General features: G+C 47.6%; 16 protein-coding genes and 4 tRNA genes. 16 read left to right on the forward strand and 4 right to left on the reverse strand.

Annotated elements, in window-relative coordinates:
* The first annotated feature begins 1 nt into the window (after position 1).
* Together murB and birA are read left to right on the forward strand one after the other, a co-directional pair.
* Positions 2-1042 (forward strand): UDP-N-acetylmuramate dehydrogenase, encoded by a 1041-nt coding sequence (gene murB / locus AC3CIC_RS00660; RefSeq protein ID WP_017007269.1) that lies wholly within the window; start codon positions 2-4, stop codon positions 1040-1042.
* Positions 1030-1995 carry a bifunctional biotin--[acetyl-CoA-carboxylase] ligase/biotin operon repressor BirA gene (gene birA / locus AC3CIC_RS00665; RefSeq protein WP_017007270.1) on the forward strand — a complete coding sequence of 322 codons (966 nt, stop codon included), beginning with the start codon at positions 1030-1032 and terminating at the stop codon, positions 1993-1995. Before murB ends, birA begins: the two co-directional genes overlap by 13 nt.
* A 6-nt stretch (positions 1996-2001) precedes the next feature.
* Here birA and coaA read toward each other — a convergent pair whose 3' ends face one another.
* Entirely contained in the window at positions 2002-2937 is a 936-nt protein-coding gene (gene coaA / locus AC3CIC_RS00670) for a type I pantothenate kinase (RefSeq protein ID WP_016960637.1), read from the reverse strand.
* A gap of 210 nt (positions 2938-3147) precedes the next feature.
* Between coaA and AC3CIC_RS00675 the strand changes: the two genes are divergently transcribed.
* The 13 genes from AC3CIC_RS00675 (at position 3148) to rpoC (ending at position 16939) form a co-directional block, all read left to right on the forward strand.
* Positions 3148-3223, forward strand: a tRNA-Thr gene (locus tag AC3CIC_RS00675).
* A 22-nt stretch (positions 3224-3245) separates the two neighbouring features.
* A tRNA-Tyr gene (locus AC3CIC_RS00680) sits at positions 3246-3330 on the forward strand.
* 39 nt (positions 3331-3369) lie between these two features.
* Positions 3370-3444: transfer RNA gene (locus tag AC3CIC_RS00685), tRNA-Gly, on the forward strand.
* Between the two features lie 10 nt (positions 3445-3454).
* Positions 3455-3530, forward strand: a tRNA-Thr gene (locus tag AC3CIC_RS00690).
* Between the two features lie 108 nt (positions 3531-3638).
* Positions 3639-4823 carry an elongation factor Tu gene (gene tuf / locus AC3CIC_RS00695; RefSeq protein ID WP_016960638.1) on the forward strand — a complete coding sequence of 395 codons (1185 nt, stop codon included), beginning with the start codon at positions 3639-3641 and terminating at the stop codon, positions 4821-4823.
* A 220-nt stretch (positions 4824-5043) separates the two neighbouring features.
* Positions 5044-5415 (forward strand): preprotein translocase subunit SecE, encoded by a 372-nt coding sequence (gene secE / locus AC3CIC_RS00700; protein ID WP_016960639.1) that lies wholly within the window; start codon positions 5044-5046, stop codon positions 5413-5415.
* Between the two features lie 10 nt (positions 5416-5425).
* Positions 5426-5971, forward strand: coding sequence for a transcription termination/antitermination protein NusG (gene nusG, locus AC3CIC_RS00705; RefSeq protein ID WP_016960640.1), 546 nt, complete (start codon positions 5426-5428; stop codon positions 5969-5971).
* A 125-nt stretch (positions 5972-6096) separates the two neighbouring features.
* Complete coding sequence (gene rplK, locus AC3CIC_RS00710; RefSeq protein ID WP_016960641.1) at positions 6097-6525, forward strand: 50S ribosomal protein L11; 429 nt, start codon at positions 6097-6099, stop codon at positions 6523-6525.
* A gap of 4 nt (positions 6526-6529) precedes the next feature.
* Positions 6530-7234, forward strand: a complete 705-nt coding sequence (rplA, locus tag AC3CIC_RS00715; protein ID WP_016960642.1) for a 50S ribosomal protein L1 — start codon at positions 6530-6532, stop codon at positions 7232-7234.
* A gap of 234 nt (positions 7235-7468) precedes the next feature.
* On the forward strand, positions 7469-7957 hold the full coding sequence (gene rplJ, locus AC3CIC_RS00720) for a 50S ribosomal protein L10 (RefSeq protein ID WP_016960643.1): 489 nt from the start codon (positions 7469-7471) through the stop codon (positions 7955-7957).
* Between the two features lie 59 nt (positions 7958-8016).
* The gene (gene rplL, locus AC3CIC_RS00725; RefSeq protein WP_016960644.1) at positions 8017-8382 is read left to right on the forward strand and encodes a 50S ribosomal protein L7/L12; all 366 of its coding nucleotides are present in this window, start codon (positions 8017-8019) and stop codon (positions 8380-8382) included.
* 232 nt (positions 8383-8614) lie between these two features.
* Positions 8615-12640 (forward strand): DNA-directed RNA polymerase subunit beta, encoded by a 4026-nt coding sequence (rpoB, locus tag AC3CIC_RS00730; RefSeq protein ID WP_016960645.1) that lies wholly within the window; start codon positions 8615-8617, stop codon positions 12638-12640.
* Positions 12641-12727: 87 nt separating this feature from the next.
* Positions 12728-16939: a DNA-directed RNA polymerase subunit beta' gene (rpoC, locus tag AC3CIC_RS00735; protein ID WP_016960646.1), complete on the forward strand. Its 4212-nt coding sequence runs from the start codon at positions 12728-12730 to the stop codon at positions 16937-16939.
* 308 nt (positions 16940-17247) lie between these two features.
* Here the strand turns inward: rpoC and AC3CIC_RS00740 are convergent, their stop codons facing one another.
* Positions 17248-17727, reverse strand: coding sequence for an Rsd/AlgQ family anti-sigma factor (locus tag AC3CIC_RS00740; RefSeq protein WP_016960647.1), 480 nt, complete (start codon positions 17725-17727; stop codon positions 17248-17250).
* 142 nt (positions 17728-17869) lie between these two features.
* Here AC3CIC_RS00740 and nudC point away from each other — a divergent pair, with 142 nt between their 5' ends.
* On the forward strand, positions 17870-18628 hold the full coding sequence (gene nudC / locus AC3CIC_RS00745; protein WP_488515107.1) for an NAD(+) diphosphatase: 759 nt from the start codon (positions 17870-17872) through the stop codon (positions 18626-18628).
* 99 nt (positions 18629-18727) lie between these two features.
* Here nudC and AC3CIC_RS00750 read toward each other — a convergent pair whose 3' ends face one another.
* On the reverse strand, positions 18728-19840 hold the full coding sequence (locus AC3CIC_RS00750; RefSeq protein WP_488515108.1) for an acetoin dehydrogenase dihydrolipoyllysine-residue acetyltransferase subunit: 1113 nt from the start codon (positions 19838-19840) through the stop codon (positions 18728-18730).
* Entirely contained in the window at positions 19837-20850 is a 1014-nt protein-coding gene (locus AC3CIC_RS00755) for an alpha-ketoacid dehydrogenase subunit beta (protein WP_488515109.1), read from the reverse strand. Before AC3CIC_RS00755 ends, AC3CIC_RS00750 begins: the two co-directional genes overlap by 4 nt.
* Positions 20851-20864: the final 14 nt, after the last annotated feature.

Genomic DNA, 20864 nt, shown 5'->3' on the forward strand with positions numbered 1-20864 from the left:
AATGAAGATCCTCACTAATACATCGCTCAAGCCATACCATACTTTCGGTTTAGAACTGAACGCGAATGAAATCATTAAAGCGCAAAAATCGGATGATTTCCTGCAGATCTGGAAACAGAGACCAGATGAACCAAAGTTGGTTGTAGGTGAAGGTAGTAATCTACTTTTTTGTGAAGATTTTGCAGGTGTTATTGTTCTCAATTGCTTGAAAGGGATTGAGGTACAAGAAACCACTAATGAATGGTTACTGCATGTCGCAGGTGGTGAGAATTGGCATGAATTGGTGACGAATACCGTCGATAGAGGCATGCCTGGTTTAGAAAACTTAGCACTGATCCCTGGTTTGGTTGGGTCTGCACCCATTCAGAATATTGGTGCCTATGGTGTGGAGTTCAAATCGAATTGTGATTATGTCGATGTGCTGATGCTCGATAGTGGGGAAATTACCCGCTTAACAGCTCAAGAATGTGAGTTTGGCTATCGTGACTCTGTGTTTAAGCATGGACTAAAAGACAAAGCGATCGTGACAGCGGTGGGTTTTAAGCTACCGAAATGCTGGAAGCCTGTTGTTGGCTATGGTGCACTTAGTGAATTAGGTGAACGCGATGATCTCACAGCCAAAGATGTCTATAACAAAGTCTGTGAGATACGATGTGCAAAATTACCCGATCCGAAAGAGATTGGTAATGCAGGAAGCTTCTTCAAAAATCCAGTCGTAGCAAAATCCTTGGCGGATAGGCTTTTACTAACCCATCCAACGATGCCTCATTTTGGCGTGAGCGACGCTGAAGTTAAATTAGCCGCGGGATGGTTAATCGATCAGTGTGGCCTCAAAGGCAGTTGCGTTGGCGGTGCTGCGGTACATAGTCAACAAGCGCTTGTTCTCACCAATACAGGTAAGGCGACTGCGAAAGACGTTCTTAAGCTCGCTAAAAATGTTGTTGAAACTGTATATGATCGTTTCGGGGTAACCCTCGAGCATGAAGTACGCTTTATGGGGCGGACAGCTGAAACAAACCTGGAGGCGATATGCCTGCCATAGACCATACACCCCGCTTAGCGCTAATCAAGATCCTAGCGGATGGACAGTTCCATTCGGGAGAAAAACTCGGTCAAGAGCTTGGAATGAGTCGTGCAGCAATTAGTAAGCATATAAAAGTGCTTCAGCAATGGGGACTTGACGTATTTCGAGTGCAAGGAAAAGGCTATTGCTTGCCGAGCGCGTTAGATCTCTTGGAAGAGCAACCATTGCGTGCGAAGTTGAATACTACTGATTTTTCATTGATCCCTGTTATTGGTTCCACCAATCAGTACTTGCTGGATCGTGTAGGTCAACTCGCGTCCGGTACCGCCTGCCTAGCAGAATACCAACAAACGGGCCGAGGTCGTCGAGGACGTACATGGTTCTCACCATTCGGCGCAAATTTATACCTCTCAATGTATTGGCGACTTGATGCTGGAATGGCCGCTGCAATGGGACTGAGTCTTGTTGTTGGTGTCTCCATGGCTGAAACACTGGCTCAACTTGGCGCAGAAAACGTCAAAGTGAAATGGCCTAACGATTTGTATTGGAACGACAGGAAATTAGCAGGCATCTTGGTCGAAATGACAGGACAAGCAGGGGAAGCTGCACACCTTGTCATCGGTATGGGTCTTAACGTTGCTATGCCAGATACTGATGCCGTTGATCAGGATTGGGCCAACTTGAAAGATACTTGTCACACGTTGCCCGATAAAAACAAGCTTGCCGCCGCATTGATAAATGGTGTTACCGACGCACTTAAGCAATATGAAGAAACCGGTATGACTGGTTTTGTTGAACGTTGGGATCGATACGACAACTTTAACGGACGCGCCGTTAAGTTATTGCTGGGTGAGCGTGTGGTTAAGGGGATCGCGCGAGGTATTAATGAGCAAGGGGCGCTTTTGCTCGAAACCGAGGCTGGCATCACCCCTTACCTTGGCGGAGAAATTAGTCTCCGCGCTGACGAATAATTTATATTACTTGCGTACCATGACAGTTTGAACCGCGTGGTTTGTTCCCTTTTGTAAGACAAGGCCCGCACGCTCTCGTGTGGGCAAAATATTTTCAACCAAGTTCTTTCCGTTTATCTCCTCCCAAATACTAGAAGCAGTGCGTCTTGCTTCGTCTTGCGTTAGCCGCGTGTAATGGTGGAAATAAGACGATGGGTCTTTAAAGGCCCCTTGTCTGAATGCCATGAATCGTTCGATGTACCATGTTCTTAGCAACGAACTATCGGCATCGACATAAATCGAAAAATCGAGAAAATCCGAGATAAACACGCGGTGAGGGTCGTGTGGGTAGTCCATGCCGCTTTGCAGCACGTTTAAACCTTCTACGATCAGAATATCAGGCTGCTCGACAACTTTTATGTCATCTGTCACGTCATACACCAGATGAGAATAAATGGGCGCTTCAACCCGAGGCTTACCCGATTTCACATCTGACACAAACTGCACCAGTTTACGAATGTCGTAAGACGGAGGAAATCCCTTTTTCTTCATCAAACCACGTTCGTTAAGCACGTTATTGGGATGAAGAAAACCATCTGTGGTAATGAGTTCGACTTTTGGGTGTTCTGGCCAGCGTTCTAGTAAAGCTTTTAGTAAACGGGCTGTCGTGCTTTTCCCCACGGCGACACTACCAGCAATCCCGATAACGTAAGGCACTGTGTTGCCCTTTTGAGCGAGAAAATGCTCCAACACCTGAGTGCGCCCTTTACGAGCTTTAACGTACAGATTCAGAAGACGAGAAAGCGGCAGGTAAATGTCCCGTACTTCATTCATGGTGAGGTGTTCGTTAATGCCTCGAAGCTTTTCGAGGTCAGTCTCATCCAGCGTCATAGGCACAGCATCACGAAGCTCTGACCATTGTTGGCGATTAAAAGACAGATAAGGCGTTAATAGATCGCTCATATTAAAAATGAATCTGTTTCGACTAAGGACAGCGACAATACATTATACCCAATGATAGTGAAAGCAGGATGCCGAGTTTAGCTGATGCTATCCCGCTAAAAAAAAGCGTGAATTGGCGATTTAATGCACTGTAAGGAAAGAATTGATAGAAAAAGTTAAATTAGCTATTGCAACGAAAAAAATCATTGCATAGAATGCGCAGCACTTGTCGCCGGCTTAGCTCAGTTGGTAGAGCAACTGACTTGTAATCAGTAGGTCGCCAGTTCGATTCCGGCAGCCGGCACCAATAAGACAAAAAAAGACAATTAGGTGGGATTCCCGAGTGGCCAAAGGGATCAGACTGTAAATCTGACGGCTCAGCCTTCGAAGGTTCGAATCCTTCTCCCACCACCATATTTCAAATAGTTTGAATAGCTCTACGAGAAACTGAAAGCGGGCATCGTATAATGGCTATTACCTCAGCCTTCCAAGCTGATGATGCGGGTTCGATTCCCGCTGCCCGCTCCAATTCTAAAGTGCTGATATAGCTCAGTTGGTAGAGTGCACCCTTGGTAAGGGTGAGGTCCCCAGTTCGAATCTGGGTATCAGCACCATCTTTCTCTTACAAGTTACTCAAGCCATTTGATTTATACTCAACATAAATCCATTTGTTGTATGCGTGGTCGTTAAGCCACCAAAATACCGTGCTTAGAGGGACTGTCATGTCTAAAGAAAAATTTGAACGTACGAAACCGCACGTTAACGTTGGTACTATCGGCCACGTTGACCACGGTAAAACCACTCTAACTGCAGCAATCTGTACTGTACTGTCAAAAGTATACGGCGGTTCTGCACGTGACTTCGCATCTATCGATAACGCTCCAGAAGAGCGCGAGCGCGGTATCACTATCTCTACCTCACACGTAGAATACGATACACCTGCTCGTCACTACGCACACGTAGACTGCCCAGGACACGCCGATTATGTTAAAAACATGATCACCGGTGCTGCGCAAATGGACGGTGGTATCCTGGTAGTTGCTGCGACTGATGGCCCTATGCCACAGACTCGTGAGCACATCCTACTAGGTCGTCAAGTTGGTATTCCATACATCCTTGTTTTCATGAACAAGTGTGACATGGTTGATGACGAAGAGCTGCTTGAGTTGGTTGAGATGGAAGTTCGTGAACTTCTTTCTGAGTACGACTTCCCAGGCGACGATTGCCCAGTAATTCAAGGTTCAGCACTAGGTGCATTGAACGGCGAAGAGCAGTGGGAAGCGAAAATTGTTGAACTAGCTGAAGCACTGGATTCTTACATCCCAGAGCCAGAGCGTGCTATCGACAAGCCATTCATCCTACCAATCGAAGATGTTTTCTCAATTCAAGGCCGTGGTACTGTTGTAACGGGTCGTGTTGAGCAAGGTATCGTTCGCGTAGGCGACGAAGTTGCTATCGTTGGTATCGTAGACACCATCACCACAACTTGTACTGGTGTTGAGATGTTCCGTAAACTTCTTGACGAAGGCCGTGCTGGTGAGAACGTTGGTGTTCTTCTACGTGGTACTAAGCGTGACGAAGTTCAACGTGGTCAAGTACTGGCTAAGCCTGGTTCAATCACTCCACACACCACTTTCACATCAGAAATTTATGTTCTGTCGAAAGATGAAGGCGGCCGTCATACTCCGTTCTTCAAAGGCTACCGTCCACAGTTCTACTTCCGTACAACTGACGTGACCGGTACTATCGAATTGCCAGAAGGCGTAGAGATGGTAATGCCAGGTGATAACATTGCAATGACTGTAACTCTGATCTCGCCAATCGCGATGGACGAAGGTCTACGCTTCGCAATCCGCGAAGGTGGTCGTACAGTTGGTGCAGGTGTTGTTGCTAAAATCATCGAATAAGATTTGACGACACACTAGCAAAAAGGGCATCATTTGATGCCCTTTTTCTGCACCAAATCTTTGGATTGAACTTTTTTTCGCCGATTGGTCGCAGTGATATACGTTTTAGGATAAGAAAATAAGCGACGAAGTAAGTACGTTTAGGTTTCCTTTATTCTTTTCACCTCGCTAACGCGAGGTTGTTGTCGTCGATGAAATAGACTAGTTACAGGTAGAATGTATGAAAGCGAATGCTGAAGCCCCAACCGGGTCAATGGATGCCCTAAAATGGGTTGTGGTTTTTGCCTTATTGGCGACTGCGGTAGTGGGAAATAGCGTGTATGGCGATATGTCTGTCGTGCTACGAGCTGCAGCTGTAGTTGTACTTGTTGCAGCCGCCGGTGGTGTTGCTGCTCTAACAGGTAAAGGCAAAACGGCGATCACCTTTGCACGTGAGTCGCGTATGGAAGTGCGTAAAGTTGTCTGGCCAACTCGCCAAGAAACGTTACAGACCACTCTCATCGTTCTGGCTGTCACTGTCGTCATGGCGCTCATCCTGTGGGGCATCGACGGTATAATGGTCCGTCTGGTCCGCCTATTCACTGGCGTGTGAGGTTAACTACATGAGCGAAGCTCCTAAAAAACGTTGGTATGTTGTTCAGGCTTTTTCCGGTTTTGAAGGCCGTGTATCTAAGTCATTGAATGAATATATCAAGATTCACGAAATGGAAGATTTCTTCGGTGAGATACTTGTACCTACCGAGGAAGTTGTTGAAATGCGCGCAGGACAGCGTCGCAAGAGTGAACGAAAGTTTTTCCCAGGTTATGTTCTCGTTCAGATGATTATGAATGATGAGTCATGGCACTTGGTGCGTAGCGTGCCACGTGTAATGGGCTTTATTGGTGGTACGCCGGATCGTCCTGCGTCTATCACAGATAAAGAAGCTGACGCTATCTTGAATCGTCTTGAGAAAGCTGGCGAATCACCTGTGCACAAGACTGTGTACGAAGCAGGTGAAGTTGTACGTGTTACTGAAGGCCCGTTTGCGGACTTCAATGGCGTCGTAGAAGAAGTCGATTACGAGAAAAGTCGTGTGAAGGTTTCTGTTTCTATCTTCGGCCGTGCAACACCTGTAGAGCTTGAATTCAGTCAAGTCGAAAAAAGCTGATCGTTTTTTGCTCGGAAAGTATTGCTAGGGGCGCGAAATTTGAATACAATTTCGCGCCCTTTTGTTAAACGGGGAGTCTGTTTGCAAAAAAACAGACGTTTGAACCCAAATTTAGGTATTTAGTAATGGCTAAAAAAGTAGAAGCTTACATCAAGCTGCAAGTTGCAGCGGGTATGGCTAACCCAAGTCCACCAGTTGGTCCAGCTCTTGGTCAACACGGCGTTAACATCATGGAATTCTGTAAAGCGTTTAACGCACGTACAGAATCTATGGAGAAAGGTCTTCCTACTCCAGTTGTTATCTCTGTATACAGCGACCGTTCTTTCACTTTCGAAATGAAGACTCCACCTGCTGCAGTTCTTCTTAAGAAAGCAGCTGGCATCAAGTCTGGTTCAGGCCGTCCTAACACTGAGAAAGTTGGTACTATTACTGACGCTCAGGTTCAGGAAATCGCTGAAACTAAAGCGAAAGACATGACTGGTGCAGACATTGAAGCGATGAAACGCTCAATTGCTGGTACTGCTCGTTCAATGGGTCTGGTAGTAGAGGGTTAAGACAATGGCTAAATTGACTAAACGCATGCGCGTTATCCGCGACAAAGTTGATGTTACTCGTGAGTATGACATCAACGAAGCTGTTGCTCTTTTGAAAGAACTTGCTACTGCTAAATTCGTAGAAAGTGTTGATGTTGCAGTAAACCTGGGCATCGATGCACGTAAATCAGACCAAAACGTTCGTGGCGCAACTGTGTTGCCACACGGTACTGGTCGTGATATCCGCGTAGCGGTATTCACCCAAGGTGCTAACGCTGAAGCTGCAAAAGAAGCTGGCGCTGACATCATTGGTATGGAAGATCTGGCTGACCAAATCAAGAAAGGCGAGATGAACTTCGACGTAGTTATCGCATCACCTGATGCAATGCGCGTTGTTGGTCAACTTGGTACTATCTTGGGCCCACGCGGTCTGATGCCAAACCCGAAAGTTGGTACTGTAACCCCTAACGTTGCTCAAGCGGTTAAGAACGCTAAAGCAGGTCAGGTTCGTTACCGTAACGACAAGAACGGTATCATCCACACCACTATTGGTAAGGTTGATTTCGATACTGACAAACTTAAGGGTAACCTTGAAGCATTGTTGGTAGCTCTGAAGAAAGCGAAGCCTTCTTCAGCGAAAGGTACTTTCGTTAAGAAAGTAAGCATCTCTACCACTATGGGTGCAGGTGTTGCGGTTGACCAGAACACTCTGGAAGCAAGCGCAAACTAATTGCTTGAAGCGAAGGGTTGCTGTATAATCCTTCGCTTCAAATTTATGGCTGAGTCCGGCTTGCTGGGCTTCGTCCAAGACCGTAGGCGTCTGGTGTTTTCACTAAGACTTAATGCTTACCTACGTAGACGGTGCCAGAACATGATAGATATATTCTTTCTTGGATCTGCGCCGTAATTACTCTCCTACTGCGAAGTAGCGAGTGGTGTATATATAATCCAGGAGCAAATCCAAATGGCATTAAATCTTCAAGACAAAAAAGCAATTGTTGCTGAAGTCAACGAAGCTGCCAGTGGTGCCCTTTCTGCAGTTGTAGCTGATTCTCGCGGTGTAGCGGTAGGCGCAATGACTTCTCTACGTAAACAAGCTCGTGAAGCTGGCGTTTACATGAGAGTTGTTCGTAATACCTTGGCTCGTCGTGCAGTTGAAGGTACTGACTATGCGTGTCTGCAAGACACGTTTGTTGGTCCAACACTGATTGCGTTCTCTAATGAGCACCCAGGTGCTGCGGCGCGTCTTTTCAAAGACTTCGCTAAAGAGAACAAGAAATTCGAGATCAAAGCTGCTGCATTCGAAGGCTCTATCACTGATGCTGACGTTCTAGCAACGCTGCCAACATACGACGAAGCTATTGCGCGTCTGATGATGTGCATGAAAGAAGCGTCTGCTGGCAAGCTGGTTCGCACTATCGCGGCCGTTCGCGATCAGAAAGAAGCTGCATAATTGCATTGCTTTTTACCGATTGCTATTTAAACTAATTGTTGACTTTAAAGAGAATTGTTATGTCTATCACTAACGAGCAAATCCTAGACGCAGTTGCAGAAATGTCTGTAATGCAAGTTGTTGAGCTTATTGAAGCTATGGAAGAGAAATTCGGTGTTACTGCTGCTGCTGCAGTAGTTGCAGGCGGCGCTGTTGCAGAAGCAGCAGAAGAGCAAACTGAATTCGACGTAATCCTGACTTCTTGTGGTCCTAACAAAGTTGCTGTTATCAAAGCAGTACGTGGCGCAACTGGCCTAGGTCTGAAAGAAGCTAAAGCTGTTGTTGACGGTGCTCCAGCTCCGTTGAAAGAAGCAGTTTCTAAAGAAGAAGCTGACGCTCTTAAAGCACAGCTAGAAGAAGCTGGTGCTTCTGTTGAAGTTAAGTAATTATTGCTTAGCTTCTTAGCCTGAAATGGCTAATGGCTGGTGGCTAAATAGCCACCGGCCTTTTTGCGCTGTAGGGCAGTAGTGAATTTTGCACCCCGTTTAGTCACTACTTTCCATGCAAAAAAAGTATCAGATTAACCCTCTGATGCTCCTACAGTAAACGGTTGGTTGTTTAGTTACTGTCCCTCAGTCTGGACAGTTTGGGTCACTTATCAGCGAGCTGAGGAACCCTATGGTTTACTCTTATACCGAGAAAAAGCGTATCCGTAAGGATTTTGGTAAGCGTCCTCAAGTTCTGGACGTGCCATACTTGCTGTCTATCCAGCTAGATTCTTTCGAAAAATTCATCGAGCAGGATCCAGAAGGTCAATACGGTCTTGAAGCGGCTTTTCGCTCTGTCTTTCCGATTCAGAGTTACAATGGCAATTCCGAACTGCAATACGTTAGCTATCGCCTCGGAGAGCCAGTATTCGATGTTAAAGAATGTCAGATCCGCGGCGTAACTTACTCTGCACCACTGCGCGTTAAATTACGCCTGGTGATGTTTGACAGAGATGCACCTGCTGGCACCGTAAAAGACATTAAAGAGCAAGAAGTCTACATGGGTGAAATTCCACTCATGACGGACAATGGTACCTTTGTAATTAACGGTACTGAGAGGGTTATCGTATCCCAGCTGCATCGTAGCCCGGGCGTCTTCTTCGACAGCGATAAGGGTAAAACCCATTCCTCAGGTAAAGTGCTGTACAACGCACGTATCATTCCATACCGCGGTTCGTGGTTGGACTTTGAGTTTGATCCTAAGGATGCCGTCTACGTTCGTATCGACCGTCGTCGTAAGCTACCTGCATCGATCATTCTGCGTGCATTGGAATACACCACCGAGCAAATTCTTGATTTGTTCTTCGATAAAATTGTTTTCGAAGTCCAAGGCAAGTCTCTGGTGATGGAACTGGTACCGGATCGTCTGCGTGGCGAGACCGCAAGCTTTGATATCGAAGCTAACGGCAAGGTATACATCGAACAAGGCCGCCGTATTACCGCGCGCCACATTCGTCAGCTTGAAAAAGATGGCGTAGAAAAAATTGAAGTTCCTGTTGAGTACATTGTGGGCAAAGTTTCTGCACGCGATTACGTTAACGAGGAAACTGGCGAGATCATTGCACCTGCTAACCAAGAACTGAGCCTAGAAACCCTAGCGCTTCTTTCTCAAGCTGGTTACAAGAAGATCGAAACTTTGTTCACCAATGACTTGGATAACGGTCCGTACATGTCAGATACCCTTCGTATCGACAGCACGTCTGATCGCCTGAGCGCATTGGTTGAAATCTACCGCATGATGCGTCCTGGTGAGCCACCAACGCGTGAAGCAGCAGAGCAGTTGTTTAATAGCCTGTTCTTCTCAGAAGATCGTTACGATCTGTCTGCGGTAGGCCGTATGAAGTTCAACAGTTCTCTAAACCGTGAAGAAATGACCGGTTCTGGCGTACTGAGCCACGATGACATCATCCAAGTGATGCGCAAGCTGATCGATATCCGTAATGGTATCGGTGAGGTGGACGATATTGACCACCTGGGCAACCGTCGCATTCGTTCTGTTGGTGAAATGGCAGAGAACCAGTTCCGTGTAGGTCTGGTACGTGTTGAACGTGCGGTTAAAGAGCGCCTAAGCCTTGGTGACCTTGACGCAATCATGCCTCAAGATCTGATCAACGCTAAGCCTATCTCTGCGGCAGTTAAAGAGTTCTTCGGTTCTTCTCAGCTGTCACAGTTTATGGACCAGAATAACCCGTTGTCAGAAGTGACGCACAAGCGTCGTATCTCTGCATTGGGTCCAGGCGGTCTGACGCGTGAGCGCGCAGGCTTTGAAGTTCGAGATGTACACGCAACCCACTACGGTCGCCTATGTCCTATCGAAACGCCTGAAGGTCCAAACATCGGTCTGATCAACTCGCTTTCAGCCTATGCACGTACTAACCCGTACGGCTTCCTGGAAACGCCTTACCGTAAAGTTGTTGACGGTAAAGTGACGGACCAAATTGATTATCTTTCTGCTATCGAAGAAGGCCAATTTGTTATTGCACAGGCAAACGCCGTGCTAAACGATGATGGTTCATTCGGTGAAGAATTGATCACTGCTCGCCAGAAAGGTGATTCAGGTTTGCACCCTCGTGACCATGTCCAGTACATGGACGTCGCGACCAACCAGATTGTTTCGGTTGCTGCATCTCTGATCCCATTCCTAGAGCACGATGATGCTAACCGTGCACTTATGGGTGCGAACATGCAACGTCAGGCAGTTCCAACTTTGCGTGCTGATAAGCCGCTAGTAGGTACTGGTATTGAGCGTGCTGTAGCGGTTGACTCCGGTGTAACTGCCGTTGCTAAACGTGGCGGTATGGTTCAGTCGGTTGACGCATCGCGTATCGTTATCAAGGTTAATGAAGAAGAACTGGTTTCAGGTGAAGCTGGTATCGACATCTATAACCTGACGAAGTACACCCGTTCTAACCAGAACACCTGTATCAACCAGCGTCCTACCGTGATGCCTGGTGAGCCAGTTGCACGTGGTGACGTGTTGGCTGATGGTCCTTCGACGGATCTGGGTGAACTTGCTCTTGGCCAGAACATGCGTATCGCGTTCATGCCTTGGAACGGTTACAACTTCGAGGATTCCATCCTTGTTTCTGAGCGTGTAGTGCAGGAAGACCGCCTGACTACTATCCACATCCAAGAGCTTTCTTGTGTGGCGCGCGATACTAAACTGGGTAGCGAAGAAATCACTGCTGATATCCCTAACGTGGGTGAAGCTGCGCTGTCTAAACTTGACGAATCTGGTGTTGTATACATCGGTGCGGAAGTGAAAGGTGGCGATATTCTGGTAGGTAAAGTGACGCCTAAAGGCGAAACGCAGCTGACACCAGAAGAAAAACTGCTACGTGCGATCTTCGGTGAGAAAGCGTCTGACGTTAAAGACTCTTCTCTGCGCGTTCCAAACGGTGTATCTGGTACGATCATTGACGTACAAGTGTTTACCCGTGATGGCGTTGAGAAAGACAAGCGTGCGCTTGAAATCGAAGAAATGCAGCTAAAAGAAGCCAAGAAAGATCTGACAGAAGAGTTCTCTATTCTGGAAGGTGGTCTGGTAGCACGTGTTCGTGGCGTACTTGCGCAAGCAGGCTACAGCCAAGAAAAACTGGCGAACATGGATCGCCAGAGCATGCTGACTCAGACTATTGACGACGAAGCGCTGCAAACTCAGCTTGAGCAATTGGCTGAGCAGTACGACGAACTGAAATCTGACTTCGATAAGAAGTTTGACACCAAACGTCGCAAGATCACTCAGGGTGACGATCTGGCACCGGGCGTCCTTAAAATTGTTAAGGTATACCTGGCTGTTAAACGTCGCATTCAACCTGGTGACAAGATGGCGGGTCGCCACGGTAACAAGGGTGTTATCTCTAAGATCAACCCTGTTGAAGACATGCCGTACGATGAAGATGGTGAACCAGTAGACATCGTATTGAACCCACTGGGTGTACCGTCTCGTATGAACATCGGTCAGATCCTTGAAACCCACCTTGGCCTAGCGGCGAAAGGTATCGGTAACAAGATCAACAAGATGCTCAAAGAGCAGCAAGAACTGGCGAAATTCCGCGAGTTCCTGCAGAAGGTTTACAGCCTGGGTGAAACACGTCAGCAAGTCGATATCAGCGCTCTGTCTGATGATGAAGTGCGTACACTGATCCAGAACCTGCGTGCCGGTCTACCGATCGCGACTCCAGTGTTCGATGGTGCGCCTGAGTCTTCAATCAAAGAACTGTTGAAACTGGGTGATCTGCCAGAATCTGGCCAGCTGAACCTATTTGACGGCCGTACTGGTGAGAAGTTTGAGCGTCCTGTAACTGTTGGTTACATGTACATGCTGAAACTGAACCACTTGGTTGATGACAAGATGCACGCCCGTTCTACCGGTTCTTACAGCCTAGTTACTCAGCAGCCGCTGGGTGGTAAAGCTCAGTTCGGTGGCCAGCGTTTCGGTGAGATGGAAGTGTGGGCGCTTGAAGCATACGGCGCAGCATATACCCTCCAAGAAATGCTGACTGTTAAGTCGGATGACGTGAACGGTCGTACGAAGATGTATAAAAACATCGTCGACGGCGATCACCGCATGGAGCCGGGTATGCCGGAATCTTTCAACGTATTGTTGAAAGAAATCCGCTCGTTGGGTATCAACATCGAGCTGGAAGACGAATAAGCCAAGGCTTAATCGCTATTTCCGGTATCAATATGAAGGCGCTGCCTGTCAGCGCCTTTCTGGGTCAACTCCTCACAGGAGCCAAATGTGAAAGACTTACTTAAGTTTCTGAAAGCACAGCATAAGACCGAAGAATTTGATGCGATCAAAATCGGTCTAGCTTCACCAGACATGATTCGTTCATGGTCTTTCGGTGAAGTGAAAAAGCCAGAAACCATTAACTACCGTACCTTTAAGCCTGAGCGTGACGGCCTATTCTGTGCACGTATCTTTGGCCCGGTAAAAGACTACGAATGTCTTTGCGGTAAATACAAACGCCTTAAGCACCGTGGTGTGATCTGTGAAAAATGTGGTGTTGAAGTTACTCAGACCAAAGTACGCCGTGAGCGTATGGGTCACATTGAGTTGGCTTCTCCTGTTGCCCACATCTGGTTCCTGAAATCACTACCGTCTCGTATCGGTTTGCTGATGGACATGCCATTGCGTGACATCGAGCGTGTTCTGTACTTCGAATCATACGTTGTGATCGAACCAGGCATGACCGATCTTGAGCGTAGCCAAATGCTGTCTGAAGAACAGTATCTTGACGCGCTGGAGCAATGGGGTGATGAATTCGACGCTCGTATGGGTGCCGAAGCGGTGAAAGCATTGCTGGCGAACATGGACCTGCAAGCTGAAACTGAACTGATGCGCGAAGAGCTGGAAGAAACCAACTCTGAAACTAAGCGTAAAAAAATCACCAAGCGCCTTAAGCTTGTTGAAGCATTCCTGCAGTCTGGAAACAACCCTGAGTGGATGATCCTGACTGTACTTCCAGTTCTGCCACCGGATCTACGTCCTCTGGTACCACTGGATGGCGGTCGTTTCGCGACTTCAGATCTGAATGATCTCTACCGTCGTGTGATCAACCGTAACAACCGTCTGAAACGCCTACTTGATCTGGCTGCTCCTGACATCATCGTACGTAACGAAAAGCGTATGCTGCAAGAGTCAGTTGATGCTCTGCTAGATAACGGTCGTCGCGGTCGTGCCATTACTGGTTCGAACAAGCGTCCACTGAAATCTTTGGCTGATATGATCAAAGGTAAGCAAGGTCGTTTCCGTCAGAACTTGCTTGGTAAACGTGTAGACTACTCTGGCCGTTCGGTAATTACCGTAGGTCCATACCTTCGTCTGCACCAGTGTGGTCTTCCTAAGAAGATGGCACTAGAGCTGTTCAAACCATTCATCTACGGCAAGCTTGAAGCACGTGGTCTTGCGACTACCATCAAAGCGGCTAAGAAAATGGTTGAGCGCGAAGAAGCAGTCGTTTGGGATATCTTGGATGAAGTCATCCGTGAACACCCAGTACTGTTGAACCGTGCACCAACACTTCACCGTTTGGGTATCCAAGCGTTTGAACCTGTGTTGATCGAAGGTAAAGCGATCCAGTTGCACCCACTCGTTTGTGCGGCATATAACGCCGACTTCGATGGTGACCAAATGGCGGTACACGTACCGTTGACTTTGGAAGCGCAACTTGAAGCACGTGCTCTGATGATGTCGACCAACAACATCCTGTCTCCTGCGTCCGGTGATCCAATCATCGTACCTTCTCAGGACGTTGTATTGGGTCTGTATTACATGACCCGCGACAGAATTAACGCAAAAGGCGAAGGCCTTTACCTGTCTGGCCCTGCGGAAGCTGAAAAAGCATACCGTACTGGCAACGCAGAACTGCACGCTCGCGTAAAAGTACGCTTGAAAGAAGTGCTGTTTGACGAGATGGGTAACCGCACCGAGTCAGTAGAACTGCGTGATACCACCGTTGGTCGTGCAATGTTGTGGCAAATCGTGCCTGAAGGCATGCCATACGACATCGTTAACCAAGCGCTAGGTAAAAAGCAGATCTCTAACTTGCTGAACACTTGTTACCGTAAGCTGGGTCTGAAAGACACTGTTATTTTCGCTGACCAAATCATGTACACCGGTTTCGCATATGCGGCACTCTCTGGTGTATCTGTTGGCATCGATGACATGGTTATCCCACAGGCGAAATACGACCTGATCGAAGCAGCAGAAGCTGAAGTTGCTGAAATTCAGGAGCAGTTCCAGTCTGGTCTGGTAACTGCAGGCGAACGTTACAACAAAGTTATCGATATCTGGGCTGCAGCGAACGAACAAGTTGCTAAAGCGATGATGGATAACTTGTCTTTTGATACCGTTATCAACCGTGATGGCGAAAAAGAAGATCAGAAGTCGTTCAACAGCGTATACATGATGGCCGATTCAGGTGCTCGTGGTTCGGCTGCTCAGATCCGTCAGTTGGCGGGTATGCGTGGTCTGATGGCGAAACCAGATGGCTCTATCATTGAAACGCCAATCACCGCGAACTTCCGTGAAGGTCTGAACGTACTCCAGTACTTCATCTCTACTCACGGTGCTCGTAAGGGTCTGGCGGATACAGCACTTAAAACTGCGAACTCAGGTTATCTGACTCGCCGTTTGGTTGATGTTGCACAAGATGTAGTCATCACTGAAACTGACTGTGGTACCAGCGAAGGTATTCACATGATGGCAGTTATCGAAGGCGGCGACGTTAAAGAAGCATTGCGTGAGCGTGTTCTGGGTCGTGTTGTTGCTGAAGACGTACTTAAACCTGGTACAGAAGAAGTTCTTGCACCACGTAACACCCTTCTCGATGAGAAATGGTGTGACATTTTGGAGCAGAACTCTGTAGACCAAATCAAAGTGCGTTCGGTCGTTAGTTGTCAAACTGACTTCGGTTGCTGTGCAAACTGTTATGGTCGTGATTTGGCTCGTGGTCACATTGTGAACCATGGTGAAGCAGTCGGCGTTATCGCTGCTCAGTCAATCGGTGAGCCTGGTACACAGCTGACAATGCGTACGTTCCACATCGGTGGTGCGGCATCTCGTGCGGCTGCAGAGAATAGTATCCAAGTGAAGAACAACGGTTCGTTGCACCTTCACAATGCCAAGTTTGTTATTAACAACTCTGGCAAGCTGGTTATTACCTCTCGTGCTTCTGAATTGACTATCGTTGATGAGTTTGGACGTACGAAAGAAAGCTACAAGCTTTCTTACGGTACTATCTTGACGAAAGCAGATGGTGACGCAGTTACTACGGGTGAAATCGTAGCAAATTGGGATCCGCACACAATGCCGATCATCACGGAAGTGGAAGGTCGTATCCAGTTCCTTGATATGATTGATGGCGTGACAGTTCAACGTCAAACTGACGAGCTGACAGGTCTATCTTCAATGGTGATCTTGGATGCTGCTGAGCGCACATCTGCTGGTAAAGACATGCGTCCTACCGTCAGACTTTGCGATGCTGCTGGCAACGATATCATGATCCCAGGTACCGACATGCCTGCTCAATACTTCTTGCCTGGTAAAGCAATTGTCCAGTTAGAAGATGGAGCAACCGTTGGTATCGGTGAAATCTTGTCACGTATCCCGCAAGCTGCGAGCGGTACGAAAGATATCACCGGTGGTCTGCCACGCGTAGCTGACCTGTTTGAAGCCCGTAAGCCGAAAGAGCCTGCGATTCTGGCTGAAATCACAGGTGCGGTATCCTTCGGTAAAGAAACCAAAGGTAAGCGTCGTCTGATTATCACCCCGACCGATGGTAGCCCGTACGAAGAAATGATTCCGAAATGGCGTCAGTTGAACGTATTTGAAGGTGAAAAAGTCGAAATTGGTGATGTAATCGCTGATGGCCCAGAAGCACCACACGATATCCTGCGTCTTCGTGGTGTACGTGCGGTAACTGAGTTCATCACTAACGAAGTGCAAGACGTTTACCGTCTGCAAGGCGTTAAGATTAACGATAAGCACATTGAGACGATCGTTCGTCAGATGCTGCGCAAGGTAACTATCACGAAATCTGGTGACTCTGAGTTCCTAGAAGGTGAGCAAGTAGAATTCTCCCGTGTGACCATTGCAAACCGTCAGCTTGAAGCTGAAGGCAAACAAATGGTTGGATTCACGCGTGATCTACTTGGTATTACCAAAGCGTCGTTGGCTACCGAGTCGTTTATCTCTGCAGCTTCGTTCCAGGAAACCACTCGCGTTCTTACAGAAGCAGCGGTATCTGGTAAGCGTGATGAGCTACGTGGTCTGAAAGAGAACGTTATCGTTGGTCGCCTGATCCCAGCGGGTACTGGTTTTGCTTACCACAAGACGCGTCAAGCACGTCGTCAAGTAGTAGATGCACCTGTTGCACCGCAAATGGATGCTGAACAAGCATCACAGGATCTTGCAGCTCTGCTGAATGCCGGTCTAAACGACGACTAAGCTTTTGCTGACTTGAATTGAAAAGGCACCCTTCGGGGTGCCTTTTTTGTTTCTAGTGATCTCATCGAGCGTTTGCATAACTGGCGTATATAAGCCATTTACAGCTGTGCTGTATATTCTCATGACAGAGTGTTAATCATTTCTAGTGGGATTGCGTTAGAGGAACGTGAGGTGATTGCTTTGTAGAAAAAAATGAGAATAGAAGAATGCGAGAGATCGCTCAAGGGCTCTATTGAGATGCGATGAGAAAACGCCGGCTGGTGGCAAACACCAACAGCCGAAGTAAAGTATGTCGCTATAAAATAACGCTAAGCACCGGGCGGAATAGACAGGCTATCCGCAATTAACTGGATTAGCATATCTTCCTGTTCAAAGCGCAATTCCATGATTTCACCAACACGTGAAATATCGCTATCAAAGCGGGAGAAGTTATCTTCATCCAACACAAACGCGCTGTATTTGTCGTTAAAGGTTAACAGTGGCTCTGTGGTTTCAACGATGCGCGCATAAAGCGTGTCGATCTCAGTATTCGTGGAGAAACCCGTTGACTGCCAACGACTCATCACCATGTCATAAATTTTGAAGTGACCAGCAGATATATAATCTACCAGCGCTTCACAGAAGTGGTTTAACGCCTCTTCTGTAGGAAGACAATTCTTGTTAACGCCTGACAGCCCGGCGACCTTAGAATATTCCACAAGTAGTTCTTGTCTTAGTGTTAACCAGTAGTCGATCACATCGCTGTAACCACCCCACTGTTGCTGTGCTTTTTCGAGTTTACTAAGCATGACCACGTTCCTCATGATCAGCGCACCTGAGCGCTTTTATAGGATTAGAGCCATATCATTCAGGCCGTCAATTGACTAACATCAGGTAATTAAATTTAGAGTGCCTCAAATTTTCACTGTTAGCAAGGATCTAAACTGCGTTATGTCTGACCAAAATGATCTTGTGTATCTGTGTTGTGCAAACGACGGAAAGTTATGGTTACCTGATCACAGCTTGCCGTTAATCACCATATCCAAGCTTGAGAAAATGGCAGTATCTAGCTATGTCATCGGTACGTTTGACGGAAGAGAAGTCCACTTTACGGTGGATAGTCACGCTTTTTCTTCTGATGAGTTCGACAGCCTTCGTTGCCAACTGCATCTGAGTCCAGCTTTGTTTAATATGGCGGGGCGAGCGATACAGCTCGACTATATGTGTCATTCTCAGGGATTTTGCTGCAAATGCGGAGGCGTTAATCACTTTGATGCTGCGCACCCTGCCATGGTCTGTGATCAGTGCCATACGGTACATTATCTGCGTATATCACCCTGTGTGATTGTTGCTGTTAGGCGTGGAGGTGAAATTTTGCTAGCACAACATCCTCGCCATAAAAACGGCATGTACACAGTGATAGCGGGGTTTGTTGAAGCCGGTGAAACGCTAGAGCAATGTGTGGCACGCGAAGTCAAAGAGGAAACCGGCATAGAGGTGGCGAACATTCGCTACTTTGATAGCCAACCTTGGGCGTTCCCTTCGAATTTAATGATGGGCTTTGTGGCTGACTATGCGACAGGCGATATTAATCCAGATTATGAAGAACTGACGGACGCGAGTTGGTTTGACGTAGATGCACTACCGCTGGTGGCACCGGAAGGGACAATCGCTCGTCGGCTGATTGAAGAAGTAAGAGCTCTTCGTTAATCAATAGATGAAGCTTTCGATGTCAGCTGGATGGCATTGCTGACAATAAGGGATGCTAAGCATCCCTTATTTGATCGGCGCTCGCTGATTAACAGGCGCTTATTGATTGGCGCTGTGCGCCAAAATTATCGTATTAACCTCATTGGCTTTCTCCATTTGCACCATGTGTCCAGCATTCTCAAGAACATGACACTCAGCATCCGGCAAGGTATTGGCATCCGATGCAGGGATCACCGCATCTTTGTCCCCCCATATCACCAGTGTTGGTAATGGCAGGGATAGAGAAGCAGCGTGCTGTTGGGTGTGAGAGGGGAATAACTCGTTAGCAAGGTAAGCCAATGCCGTATTAACGCCATCTAAGCGTTTATATTTGAGTACATCGTCAACCAAGCTGCGTGTCACCAAACTACTGTCAGCAAATAGCAATTGGAGCACAGGCTTGAGCTCACGACGATTGTTAGCATCAATAAAGCCTTGTATGTAATCGCCATTGATCGTTTTCCCAAGTCCCGCGCTCGCAATCATGGTCAGTGACTGCACTTTTTCTGGGTGCTGTCTTGCTATCTCACTACAGATGAAGCCCCCCATTGAATGTCCTACCCAATGCGCTTTAGGTACATTAAGCCGATCAAGCAGGTCCACAACCGTTTGCGTGAGATCGGCTAAGGTTAATGCGAAATTCGGTATCACGGATTGACCATGAGCAGGCAAATCGAGCGCTATTACGGGCGCGACGTTGCTGAGTGCATCGATATTGAATAGCCAGTTATCGAGATCACCACCAAAACCGTGGATTAACATGAAGGGCGTGCCTTCTGCATCTTGATTTAGGTAGGTGTAACGAATTTTCCCTATCGCGGTGTCAGTAAAGGCATAGGCTAATGCTTGCTCTTGCGCGTCTTCATCGTTGGTATCTGGTTGAACAAACGTCGCAACGAAGTCATCGATTTCAGACTCCGATACCTCTTCGGGTGCAAGTACCCCTAACAGGGCTTGTACCGAATATACATCGCCTTCTTGTGCCACTTTGCGTCGAAACAAGCCCGGATCTGGCGCTTCTACTTCACTCGCGATTTTATCCGTTTCGACATCCATGATGATTTGGCCAACCTCGATGGTATCGCCTTCGTTGATATGCCATTCCGTGAGTGTGCCTTCCTTCATTGAAAGCCCCCATTTGGGCATGACGAGCGCAACTATCTTTGAACTCATGATTGTCCTCCAGCGATGGTATTCACTGCGTCGACAATCGCGTCTACTGATGGAATGAACGCGTCCTCCAAGCTAGGTGAAAAAGGGACAGGCGTGTGCGGAGCGGTCACCATGCGAATAGGCGCTTTAAGGTGTGAAAATGCAGCCTGAGCGACTTGCGCCGAAATATCGGCAGCGATGGAGCAGCGTGGGTGGGCTTCATCAATGCAAACCAATCTCCCCGTGTTTTCGACACTTTCCAATACGGTATCAAGATCTAACGGGGACAGCGTACGCAAGTCTATGACTTCACATTGAATGCCGGACTTGGCTAACTGTTCGGCAGCACTGAGCGCCCGATTCACCATTTGTCCGTATGTCACTAAGGTGACATCACCGCCTTCGCGAATGACATTGGCTTCACCAAAAGGTATGGCATAACTCGTCTCTGGTACGTCGCACTCGGTGGCATACAGGTTTTTGTGTTCAAGGAAGATAACGGGATCGTTGTCTCGAATAGCTTGGATGAGCAAGCCCTTCGTGTCATAGGCATTGGATGGGCAAACGACTTTCAATCCTGGAATGTGGGTAAACAACGGTGTCAGCATTTGACTATGTTGTCCGGCAGCACGAAATCCGGCACCGCACATAGCACGGATAACCACTGGGGTTTCGGCTTTACCACCAAACATATAGCGAAATTTCGCTGCCTGATTAAATATCTGGTCGAAACACACACCCATAAAATCAATAAACATCAGTTCTGCGATGGGGCGTAAACCACAGGTTGCCGCACCAATGGCGGCCCCCACGTAGGCGCTTTCAGATAAAGGAGTGTCAATAAGTTGGTTAGGGTGTTTGGCATACAGCCCTTTCGTAACACCCAATACGCCGCCCCACGCATCATCTTCTCCGGGAGCGCCGGTTCCACCAACGATGTCTTCACCCATCATAAAGACGGTGGGATCTCGGCTCATTTCCTGATCAATGGCTTCATTGATGGCATCTTTCATCGATAATTGTCTGGCCATAATATTGTCCTTCC

It is taken from the genome of Enterovibrio sp. QJM3NY_24, assembly GCF_057786035.1.

Coding starts and splice junctions, on each gene's coding strand:
- rplJ (WP_016960643.1), top strand. CDS start 7,469: ATGGCATTAAATCTTCAAGACAAAAAAGCAATTGTTGCTGAAGTCAAC.
- nudC (WP_488515107.1), top strand. CDS start 17,870: ATGTCTGACCAAAATGATCTTGTGTATCTGTGTTGTGCAAACGACGGA.
- AC3CIC_RS00740 (WP_016960647.1), bottom strand. CDS start 17,727: ATGCTTAGTAAACTCGAAAAAGCACAGCAACAGTGGGGTGGTTACAGC.
- nusG (WP_016960640.1), top strand. CDS start 5,426: ATGAGCGAAGCTCCTAAAAAACGTTGGTATGTTGTTCAGGCTTTTTCC.
- rpoB (WP_016960645.1), top strand. CDS start 8,615: ATGGTTTACTCTTATACCGAGAAAAAGCGTATCCGTAAGGATTTTGGT.
- birA (WP_017007270.1), top strand. CDS start 1,030: ATGCCTGCCATAGACCATACACCCCGCTTAGCGCTAATCAAGATCCTA.
- AC3CIC_RS00750 (WP_488515108.1), bottom strand. CDS start 19,840: ATGAGTTCAAAGATAGTTGCGCTCGTCATGCCCAAATGGGGGCTTTCA.
- rplA (WP_016960642.1), top strand. CDS start 6,530: ATGGCTAAATTGACTAAACGCATGCGCGTTATCCGCGACAAAGTTGAT.
- rplL (WP_016960644.1), top strand. CDS start 8,017: ATGTCTATCACTAACGAGCAAATCCTAGACGCAGTTGCAGAAATGTCT.
- secE (WP_016960639.1), top strand. CDS start 5,044: ATGAAAGCGAATGCTGAAGCCCCAACCGGGTCAATGGATGCCCTAAAA.
- coaA (WP_016960637.1), bottom strand. CDS start 2,937: ATGAGCGATCTATTAACGCCTTATCTGTCTTTTAATCGCCAACAATGG.
- rplK (WP_016960641.1), top strand. CDS start 6,097: ATGGCTAAAAAAGTAGAAGCTTACATCAAGCTGCAAGTTGCAGCGGGT.
- tuf (WP_016960638.1), top strand. CDS start 3,639: ATGTCTAAAGAAAAATTTGAACGTACGAAACCGCACGTTAACGTTGGT.
- AC3CIC_RS00755 (WP_488515109.1), bottom strand. CDS start 20,850: ATGGCCAGACAATTATCGATGAAAGATGCCATCAATGAAGCCATTGAT.
- murB (WP_017007269.1), top strand. CDS start 2: ATGAAGATCCTCACTAATACATCGCTCAAGCCATACCATACTTTCGGT.